The sequence below is a fragment of the Bacillus sp. CD3-5 genome (genome assembly GCF_006349665.1).
Lineage (GTDB): Bacteria > Bacillota > Bacilli > Bacillales > Bacillaceae_G > Bacillus_A > Bacillus_A paranthracis.
The window spans coordinates 48548-58338 of the sequence record NZ_VEPX01000021.1 but is presented as its reverse complement, the minus strand read 5'-3'; the positions used below and the strand labels follow the sequence as shown (position 1 = coordinate 58338).

Genomic DNA, 9791 nt, shown 5'->3' with positions numbered 1-9791 from the left:
CTAAAATAAAAATTGACGTTTCACGTTGTTTGTTTCGTTCAGTTTTCAAAGAACTACTTGGTCGCTCATTTGCGACTTCCTTATGTTAACATCTTCATTTTTTAATGTCAACTAAGTTTTTCAATTTCTTTTTTGTCGTTTTTTGCGTTTCCGCATCAGCGACGGTTATTAATTTATCATATAATATCTATCGACGTCAACACTTTTTAATAAAAAGTTCTTTTTCTTACATAACGAATACATTCTTCTGCATTAGCGACTCTTCGAAACAAACAAAAAATGATTTTATATCTTTCTTCCATTGCCTTTTTTACAACGTCATGAATACGTTCATCTTCAAAATCAAATAAAAGTTCTTCTAACTCTCTCTTCAATATGTATTCCATTTCTTTTTTCTCTTCTTTCGTTAACATAAACCCAAGCAAATCATCACCTCAATCATTTCTTCCAGAGCAATAAAAATTAAGCCCATTTTCATTTAACAAAATCCTACCATCCATTATATCCACTACTTACGATATTAATCCCTTGTTCTCTTTTTTATATTTACAGCATATATGTAACTGAAAAGGATTGGACAAAGGGGCGTAATATTATGTTTTTCTTTTTTATTACGAGTAAAAGAAACTTTAAACACATTAGCTTAATAGTGATACTTTCCTTATTTACAGCATGGCTACTCTTTTTGAAAACATATTCACACGAGTCTGCTTTTTCAACCGCTACAGGACCTAAAGTTATTTACAAAGGCGACACCTCTAAAAAACAAGTTGCATTCACGTTTGATATTAGTTGGGGAGACAAAAAAGCAATTCCAATCCTTGATACACTTAAAGAAAGAGATATTAAGAATGCAACCTTCTTCCTTTCTGCTGCATGGGCAGAAAGACACCCTGATGTTGTTGAACGCATCATAAAAGATGGACATGAAATCGGTAGTATGGGTTATAATTACACGTCCTACACTTCTCTAGAGGCAAATGAAATAAGAAGAGATCTTCTGCGAGCACAAGATGTTTTTACAAAACTCGGTGTGAAACAAATTAAACTATTGCGTCCACCTAGTGGAGACTTTAACAAGGCAACACTTAAAATAGCAGAATCACTCGGATACACTGTCGTTCATTGGAGTAATAACTCAAACGATTGGAAAAACCCTGGTGTAAACAATATCGTTTCCACCGTCTCTAATAATTTAAAAGGTGGAGATATCGTCTTATTACATGCATCCGATTCTGCTCTTCAAACAAATAAAGCTTTACCACTGCTTCTACAGAAATTAAAGAGTGACGGCTATGAGCAAATATCCGTATCACAACTTATTTCCAACACAAGTACGAAAAGTAAAGATGTCCAATAATTTTTTACACATAAAAAGCTCTACTACCTTTCGTTCAGGTAATAGAGCTTTTTTTATCCCGATATTTTCATTCGTACAACTACCCTGCTTAAAAACTCTCTTAATTAGGCCGACTTACTCGTCTTTCCAATTAAACGATGTAATATAAGTAACTGATATGCATTACATAATAAAAGTGGTATCACCATTAAATATAACCAATCTGTATCATTAATTCGAAGTGCTGGTACCCACTCAAGAATTGTTACAACGACCATAAAGAACAAAGCTGGCACAAATGCCTTTTTATTCGTTTCCTTACTTTTTATATAAGCAACGATGGCACCAAACATAAATAACACACCAGCAACAAGTATGTTATTCCCTAATGAAATTTCCCCATTTGCAATCAATACCGATCTTAAATACACAAAATCAAATAAAACGAATGCAATAAAGAAGAGCTGGACTATATTCCATAAAGAAGATGATCGGAACATTCCTAGTCCAAAACGGTGGATTGTTAAATAAGCAAAGAACCCCATTTGACTTATCACACTAAAAATAAATCCTACACCCATCAACCAGAAGGAAACTGCCAAAATTTCCTTTCCGTCGAAATTTTGAAAAAATTTAGCGTACTTGTCCCACTCTAAAACAAATCCAATAATGACTGTACTAACCCCACCAAGAAACAACGTCGTAAAAAATAGTCGTACCCACTTGCGGCTATTCACAACACATCCCCCATTATCCTTATATTTCTAATTAAATTGTATCAATGACAATTTCAAAAAGCTAGCCATGTTCATGTATAAATTCCTTAAAGATATTTATATTAAAAAGAGAGAACTGTGCTGAAAGGAGTTCCAACTTATGAAACGGATGCTGCTCGTTTTGACTTCTTCTTTTCTATTTCTTGTACTTGTAGCATGTGCACAAGAAAAAGAAGCAAAGTCCGAACTTGATTATGATCAAACGAAGAAAATGATTGTTGATATTTTAAAAACCGATCAAGGTAAGAAAGCCATTCAAGATGTGTTAACTGATGAAAAAATGAAACAAGCACTCATACTAGATGAAACAGTAGTAAAGAAAACGATTGAAGATGCAATGGTATCCGATAAAGGGCAACAATTCTGGGAAAAGCTCTTTAAAGACCCTGAGTTCTCATCGAAATTCGCTAAAAGTATGGGAAAAGAACAAACAGCTTTAATGAAAACATTACTAAAAGACCCTGAATACCAAGCAGGCGTTATAGAAATCATGAAAAACCCTGAAGTAGAAAAAATGATGTTACAAACGATGAAGAGCAAAGAATACCGTCAATATTTACAACAAGTATTAACAGAAACTGCTGAAAGCCCACTCTTCCAAGCTAAGATGATTGATATTATTAGTAAAGGTGTCCAAAAAGCCGAAAAAAGTGGTTCTGATAAAAAGGAAGCCGGCGGTGAAGGTGGTTCCCAAGAAGGTAAAAAGGAACAGCAGTAAAAATAATAACGATAATAATGAGTGGACAATATATGTATCATCCACTCATTATTATTTTATTTTTGCGCAACAGTTGTTTTATCAATTACCGCTTCAGCTATTGTGCGGTAAATAAGACCTGTCGTGTGCGTATCTTCATATACTGACGGCGCAAAATCTTCTTTATTCCAATCAGGTTGTTGAAGCGGGATTCGGCCAAGTACTTCTGTTTGAAGTTCTGTAGCTAATTTATCTCCTCCACCTCTTCCAAACACATATTCTTTTTCGCCAGTTGTTTTACTTTCAAAATAAGCCATATTCTCAACAACACCAAGAATACTATGTTCTGTACGTAAAGCCATTGCTCCAGCACGTGCTGCTACAAATGCCGCTGTTGGATGCGGTGTTGTGACAATAATCTCTTTACAAGCTGGTAGCATCGAATGTAAGTCTAGCGCAACATCACCTGTACCTGGTGGTAAATCTAAAACTAAATAATCTAAATCGCCCCATTCTACTTCTGTAAAGAAATGATTTAACATTTTCCCAAGCATAGGTCCTCTCCAAATAACCGGTGCATTATCTTCTACAAAGAACCCCATTGATATTACCTTTACACCTAGACGCTCCACTGGAATGATTTTATCTCCTCTTACTACAGGGCGTTTTTCTATCCCCATCATATCAGGTACGCTAAAACCATAAATATCGGCATCAATGATACCAACTTTTTTCCCTAGACGAGCTAAAGCAATAGCAAGGTTAACAGAAACTGTTGATTTCCCTACTCCACCTTTTCCACTCGCCACTGCTAAAAATATCGTTTTGGAATTTGGTGACAATAAAGATTCAGTTTGCTCTTCTTCTTGTTCTGGTGCAAACTGAGCTAATTCCTCTTCTGTAAATTCTGCAAAGCGAAGCCCTACTGTTGCTGCTCCTAGTTCTTTTACTAACTTTACAATTCCAGATTGCAATTGCATTTGTTCCGCGGTACCAGTTTTTACGATTGCAATTTTAACACTTACATGTTCCTTCTCAGGCTTGACTGTTACCTCTTTAATTGCCCCTGTTTCTTTTAACGTTTTATGTAAAAACGGATCTACAATCCCTTCTAACGCTTCCACTACTTGCTCTTTCGTTACCATAATTAGCCCAGCCCCCTGTATGAAAAATAACATAATGTTAATTAAATATATCTCTCTTTACTTTTGAAATAAATGCGTTTACATTTCCAGTATAACATATTTTCGGAAAACTTCGTTAACGAGAGAAACGCAAAAAAATCCTCCTTATTCTGGAGGATTTCCTTTTTCCGTGAAATAACGTAATATACCACGATATACAGCAGCTGCTACCTTTTGCTGATATTTCTCCGAATTTAACATATACCTTTCATTTACATTCGATAAAAAGCCAGCTTCAATTAAAGCACCTGGGTTTTTCGCATACTTTAATAAATACACATGAGAAATTGTTTTAGCAGAACGATTTGTATTCTCTAAACTCGTTCTCAACTCAGCTTGTATAAATTTCGCAGCACGTTCATTTTCAATTGAAGAACGGTAATAGAACGTTTGTGCGCCCTTTGATCCACTACTAGTTAAAGCATTTAAATGGATACTTGCAAAAAAATCTACATCGGGTTTATTAATAATCTCTACACGTTTTTTTAAATCTTCTGCTTTACGTCTACTATATGACTTTGTATCTTTCTGGGCTAAATCATAATCTCCCTCACGCGTTAAAATAACTAGTGCACCTTGCTCTTGTAAATAATCTTGCACCTTCTTTGTAATCTCAAGCGTAATATCTTTTTCTACAATATCCTTGCCACCAACAGCCCCTCCGTCTGGTCCACCATGCCCAGCATCTAATACGATTACTTTCCCTGATAAGGGTAAATTCCAAGCTCGCCACGATTTTGTAATTTGAAATTCTTGTTTGACTAAAAAAAACAAAATAACCGCAGCGAGTGCAAAAGAGATAATTCGAATTCTCTTCATACCTTTCCTCCTCCAGCTAGTCCCTCTAATTACTTATATGGGACAAGAGGAAAGTTTATGCTTGTCTTAATGAAGCTTTAATCGATATCTTCTTTCACCTTTTTCATATCCTTCCTGCCACCATAAGCCGATAAACTGCTGGCAAGATTCAAAAAGTAATTCCTCATCTTGTAACTTAATCTCCCGCATAGTCATGCTCGTTAAAAATTGAAATAGTGTTTCCGTTAATTGTTGCTCTTCTTCTAAGGCCCTATATTTCACATCAAAGAACGATTCGCCATAATAACCAAATTTACTATATCTCGCTCCTAATAAATACGATTCTATCCCTAATTCAATGCAGTAATCTTCATACTGACGATGAAGTTCCTGCATCTGAAAGGCATCTCTAATATTTGAACGTAATGTTTTTAATGATAATTCCCGCAGCATCTTCCGCTCATATTTCAACTGCTTTTCTTTTTGTTTTTCTTGTAAGCTGACAATGACATTCATAGTACTTATAAACCTCCCTAATACGTATTAGTCTAAACTTCTAAAGAAGAAGCATACGCGAGAGGATAGCACTAAAATATTCCAAACTACAAAAATTTCAAAAGAGGAATGAAACATAAAAAACCCCAACCAAAATGGTTGGGGTTTGTAGTTCGCAAAAATTAACGTTTTGAGAACTGAGGTGCACGACGTGCGCCTTTAAGACCGTATTTTTTACGCTCTTTCATACGTGCGTCACGAGTTAATAGACCTGCACGTTTTAGTGTTAGACGGTATTCTGGATCAGCTTTTAATAAAGCGCGAGAAATACCGTGACGAATAGCACCAGCTTGACCAGTGTATCCACCACCATTTACGTTTACAAGTACATCGTAGTTACCTAAAGTTTCTGTTGCAACTAGAGGTTGTTTCACTACTTCACGTAATGCAGCAAATGGGATATAGTTTTCAAAATCACGACCGTTAATGATAACGCGTCCTTCGCCTGGAACTAGGCGTACGCGCGCTACTGAACTCTTACGACGTCCAGTGCCATAGTATTGAACCTGTGCCAAAGTAAGCCCTCCTTTAATTGATTATCCGCGAAGTTCGTAAACTTCTGGTTTTTGTGCTTGGTGTGGATGCTCTGCTCCAGCATACACGTTTAGTTTCTTAGAAACTTGACGGCCTAAGCGTCCTTTTGGAAGCATGCCTTTAATTGCAAGCTCTAACATTTGTACAGGGTAGTTTGTACGCATTTCAAGAGCTGTTCTTTGTTTAAGTCCACCTGGGTGGTTAGTGTGACGGTAGTAAATTTTATCGTTTAATTTATTACCTGTTAAATGAATTTTCTCAGCGTTAATAATAATTACATGATCACCCGTGTCAACGTGTGGTGTAAATGTAGGTTTGTTTTTACCACGTAAAATGGATGCTACTTCACTAGCAAGGCGACCTAAAGTTTGACCTTCAGCATCAACCACATACCATTTACGCTCAACTTCGTTAGCTTTTGCCATAAAAGTCGTACGCATGTGTTTCCCTCCTCGTTATCTTTTCCATAGAAAAAATCTATTGTTTATCTTAAACACGATTTCCTTCCGGGGCTAATCGTGGTTTTAGAAACAATACCATATGTTATGATATACTTTTGAGTTTCTAATGTCAAGCAAATGTTACACCAGGATTAGTTGTTATAGTTTACCTGCCATAAATAAAGCCCATGACCAGGAGCCATCTTTCCAGCAAACTGACGATTTTGTTTCGCTAAAATCTCTGGAATGCTATCCGGATCAAGCTTTCCTTGCCCTACGCTCAGTAACGTACCAACAATAATCCTGACCATATTATATAAAAATCCATTACCTACAAAACGAAAAATTAATTCGTCGTCCTGCTCAATTAGCTCGATTTCATAAATTGTTCTCACTTTATCTTTTTTGTCAGTTTTTGCCGAACAAAAAGAAGTGAAATCATGCGTTCCAATAAAATAAGGGATCGCTTTTCTTATAGCATTTATTTCGAGCGGATATGGATATTGATATACGTAATTTCTACGGAATACATCCGCAGTCTTTGATAATAATACACGATAACGATATTCTTTTCTCTCGACACCGTAACGTGCGTGAAATTCTTCTGTTTTTTTCTCTACCTGTGTGATAACAATATCATCTGGTAACATAGTGTTTAATGCATTGCTCCATTGCCACTCTTCAAGAGACAACGGTGTATCAAAGTGTATCACTTGTCCTTTAGCATGAACAGTAGAATCTGTTCTGCCCGATGCCTGAACACGAACAAGTTCCCCTTTATGCAATTTCTGTAAAGCTTTCTCTATTTCTTGTTGAACAGTACGATGCTGCGGTTGAATTTGATAACCACAAAAATGCATGCCATCATATGCAACCGTACATTTTATTCTATCCATTTCTTTATTCTCCATTACGATCGCACCCATGCCAAAATACAAGCTAAACAAAGTAAGCTTATAATCGTTACAGTATCGCTTGTTTTCCAGCGTAGTTGCCTAAATTTAGTACGTCCTTCGCCACTTTGATATCCACGGGCTTCCATAGCAATTGCTAAGTCTTCTGCACGCTTAAAAGCACTGATAAATAGAGGAACGAGTAGTGAAATGATAGCTTTCATCCTATCTTTTATCGGTCCCCCTGCAAAATCAATACCACGTGACGATTGTGCCTTCATTATTTTACTCGTTTCATCCATTAATGTCGGGATAAAACGAAGAGAAATTGACATCATTAATGCGATTTCATGAACAGGAACTTTTATACGCTTCAACGGCTTTAATAACGTCTCCAAACCATCTGTAATCTCAATGGGTGTCGTCGTTAACGTTAATAATGTCGTCATTAAAATAATAACGAAGAATCGTATAGAAATGTATATTCCTTGCTCTAATCCTTTTTCATGTATCGAAAACCAACCAAGCTGGAATAGTACTTCCCCTTCTTTATTTGTTAAAATATGCAGGAAAAATGTAAAAAGAAAAATCCATAGAATTGGTTTTAAGCCCGAAAGTACATAACGAATCGGCACTTTTGCAAAAAATAAAGCAATGAGTGCATATAAAAATAAAAATCCATATGAAATCGCATTATTTGCTAAGAAAACAACAAATACATATAAAAAGACAATCAGCAGCTTCGTACGTGGATCAAGTTGATGAATAAGAGAATTCCCTGGAATATATCTTCCAATAATCAACTGCTGCATGATTCATGACCACCTTTTCGTAACACCTGCACAACTTCATGAGTAAGATCCTCTAAAGATAAGGTAGCCTTTGGGATTGAAATGCCAAACTTCTCTTCAATTGCACGTTTATACTTTAAAGACATAGGAAGATCCACACCAATTTTCTCTAGTTCATCAGCATGTGAAAATACTTCCTCTGCACTTCCTTGCAAAAAGACCGTTCCTTTATGCATGACTACAATCTGCTCGGCATATTTAGCAGCATCCTCCATATTATGCGTTACAAGGATAACTGTAAGGCCTTTCTCCTTATGTAGCTTATAAAACATCTCCATAAGTTCATTTTGCCCTTTTGGATCTAGTCCTGCTGTAGGTTCATCTAATACGAGCACTTCGGGTTCCATCGCTAATACGCCTGCTATCGCAACACGCCTCATTTGCCCACCACTTAACTCAAATGGTGAACGTACTAACAGTTCTGGTTCTAACCCTACAAGTTGAATTGCCTCTCTTGCCTTTTGCTTCGCTTCTTCTACAGATACACCAAAATTAGTAGGTCCGAAGCAAATATCTTTCTCCACAGTCTCTTCAAACAACTGATGTTCTGGGAATTGAAAGACAACACCTACCTTTTTACGTAGTGGCTTTAGCTTTTTTTCTTTCTTTCCTGCCGAAATGAAATGTTCACCAATTTGAACTGTGCCATTTGTCGGCTGCAATAAACCATTTAAATGTTGAATCATCGTCGACTTACCTGAACCAGTATGACCGATAATGGCATAATAGCCCCCACTTGGAAACGACACGTCTACATCATAAAGTGCGCGTCTTTCAAATGGAGTTTTATATTGATAACGATGTTCTACTTTTTGGAATGTAATCTCCAAAGTTCGTTCACCAAGCTTTCCATTGTAAGATGCGTATTTTGCAAGAGAATTTCATTTCTTTTTAATAATTCTGCTATTTTCACTGAAAATGGTACATCTAATCCAATTTCTTGGAGCATATGAGAGGACTTGAAAATTTGTTCTGGAGTCCCTTCCTCTAATATCTCTCCCTTATTTAAAATAATGACACGGTCTGACTGTGCCGCTTCTTCTAAATCGTGCGTAATTGATAACACGGTAATACCTTTTTCATTAACAAGTTGTCTAACCGTTTCTACCACTTCACGTCTCCCTTGAGGGTCTAGCATTGACGTTGCTTCATCTAATATCAAAATAGACGGCTGAAGTGCTAAAACGCCTGCTATTGCTACTCGCTGCTTTTGCCCACCAGATAACGAATGTGGCTCATCATTAAGAAAATCTTCCATACGGACTAGTCGTAAGGCCTGATCTAATCTTTCTACCATTTGTTCTCTCGGCATTCCGATATTCTCTAAACCAAAGACAACGTCATCTTGCACTGTTGTTCCAACAAATTGATTATCTGGATTTTGAAATACCATCCCAATTTGTTTTCGAACATCCCATACCGTTTCCTCTGACAAAACCATTGTATCATTTACTGTAATTGTCCCTGCTCCCGGCAAAAACAAACCATTCAATAATTTTGCAAGTGTAGACTTCCCAGAACCGTTTTGTCCAATAACAGATACCCATTCTCCTTCATATAAGGAGAATGAAACATCTTTTAATGCATAAGTGGCTGCACCAGGATATTGAAATGATATATTTTCTGTCCGAAGTTTCTCTTTTTTCAATACAAGGCACCCTTTCCTTCGCCAAGTAAGCCTATTTTTATATTTAAAAAAAAGGGCCATGACCAGTTTCTTGAAA

General features: G+C 36.6%; 13 protein-coding genes. 2 read left to right on the top strand and 11 right to left on the bottom strand.

All coding sequences use genetic code 11. The features are described from left to right. Window positions 1-206 precede the first annotated feature (206 nt). On the bottom strand, window positions 207-425 hold the full coding sequence (locus FH036_RS25410; protein WP_000900296.1) for a hypothetical protein: 219 nt from the start codon (window positions 423-425) through the stop codon (window positions 207-209). A 170-nt stretch (window positions 426-595) separates the two neighbouring features. Between FH036_RS25410 and pdaB the strand changes: the two genes are divergently transcribed. Then, entirely contained in the window at window positions 596-1360 is a 765-nt protein-coding gene (gene pdaB, locus FH036_RS25405) for a polysaccharide deacetylase family sporulation protein PdaB (RefSeq protein ID WP_000464707.1), read from the top strand. Window positions 1361-1464: 104 nt separating this feature from the next. Here the strand turns inward: pdaB and kbaA are convergent, their stop codons facing one another. After that, window positions 1465-2076, bottom strand: coding sequence for a KinB signaling pathway activation protein KbaA (gene kbaA, locus FH036_RS25400; RefSeq protein WP_070805071.1), 612 nt, complete (start codon window positions 2074-2076; stop codon window positions 1465-1467). 139 nt (window positions 2077-2215) lie between these two features. On the opposite strand from kbaA, the gene gerD reads away from it, so the two are divergent. Further along, on the top strand, window positions 2216-2833 hold the full coding sequence (gerD, locus tag FH036_RS25395) for a spore germination protein GerD (protein WP_000827519.1): 618 nt from the start codon (window positions 2216-2218) through the stop codon (window positions 2831-2833). Between the two features lie 56 nt (window positions 2834-2889). On the opposite strand, the gene FH036_RS25390 is transcribed toward gerD, so the two are convergent. The 9 genes from FH036_RS25390 to FH036_RS25350 all read right to left on the bottom strand — a co-directional run bounded on the left by FH036_RS25390 (window position 2890) and on the right by FH036_RS25350 (window position 9715). Further along, on the bottom strand, window positions 2890-3957 hold the full coding sequence (locus tag FH036_RS25390) for an Mrp/NBP35 family ATP-binding protein (RefSeq protein WP_000256606.1): 1068 nt from the start codon (window positions 3955-3957) through the stop codon (window positions 2890-2892). Between the two features lie 144 nt (window positions 3958-4101). Continuing rightward, window positions 4102-4815, bottom strand: a complete 714-nt coding sequence (gene cwlD / locus FH036_RS25385; protein ID WP_000822435.1) for an N-acetylmuramoyl-L-alanine amidase CwlD — start codon at window positions 4813-4815, stop codon at window positions 4102-4104. Window positions 4816-4881: 66 nt separating this feature from the next. Continuing rightward, window positions 4882-5310 carry a YbaK family protein gene (locus FH036_RS25380; protein WP_001101006.1) on the bottom strand — a complete coding sequence of 143 codons (429 nt, stop codon included), beginning with the start codon at window positions 5308-5310 and terminating at the stop codon, window positions 4882-4884. A gap of 161 nt (window positions 5311-5471) precedes the next feature. Then, complete coding sequence (gene rpsI / locus FH036_RS25375; RefSeq protein ID WP_000079986.1) at window positions 5472-5864, bottom strand: 30S ribosomal protein S9; 393 nt, start codon at window positions 5862-5864, stop codon at window positions 5472-5474. A 21-nt stretch (window positions 5865-5885) separates the two neighbouring features. Beyond that, entirely contained in the window at window positions 5886-6323 is a 438-nt protein-coding gene (rplM, locus tag FH036_RS25370; RefSeq protein WP_001260793.1) for a 50S ribosomal protein L13, read from the bottom strand. 152 nt (window positions 6324-6475) lie between these two features. Further along, the gene (truA, locus tag FH036_RS25365) at window positions 6476-7219 is read right to left on the bottom strand and encodes a tRNA pseudouridine(38-40) synthase TruA (RefSeq protein ID WP_002163776.1); all 744 of its coding nucleotides are present in this window, start codon (window positions 7217-7219) and stop codon (window positions 6476-6478) included. Window positions 7220-7233: 14 nt separating this feature from the next. Then, the gene (locus FH036_RS25360) at window positions 7234-8028 is read right to left on the bottom strand and encodes an energy-coupling factor transporter transmembrane component T family protein (RefSeq protein ID WP_001186536.1); all 795 of its coding nucleotides are present in this window, start codon (window positions 8026-8028) and stop codon (window positions 7234-7236) included. Continuing rightward, window positions 8016-8897, bottom strand: coding sequence for an energy-coupling factor ABC transporter ATP-binding protein (locus tag FH036_RS25355; protein WP_000406520.1), 882 nt, complete (start codon window positions 8895-8897; stop codon window positions 8016-8018). The genes FH036_RS25360 and FH036_RS25355 overlap by 13 nt, the downstream gene beginning before the upstream one ends. Next, the gene (locus tag FH036_RS25350; protein ID WP_044790588.1) at window positions 8873-9715 is read right to left on the bottom strand and encodes an energy-coupling factor ABC transporter ATP-binding protein; all 843 of its coding nucleotides are present in this window, start codon (window positions 9713-9715) and stop codon (window positions 8873-8875) included. The genes FH036_RS25355 and FH036_RS25350 overlap by 25 nt, the downstream gene beginning before the upstream one ends. Window positions 9716-9791: the final 76 nt, after the last annotated feature.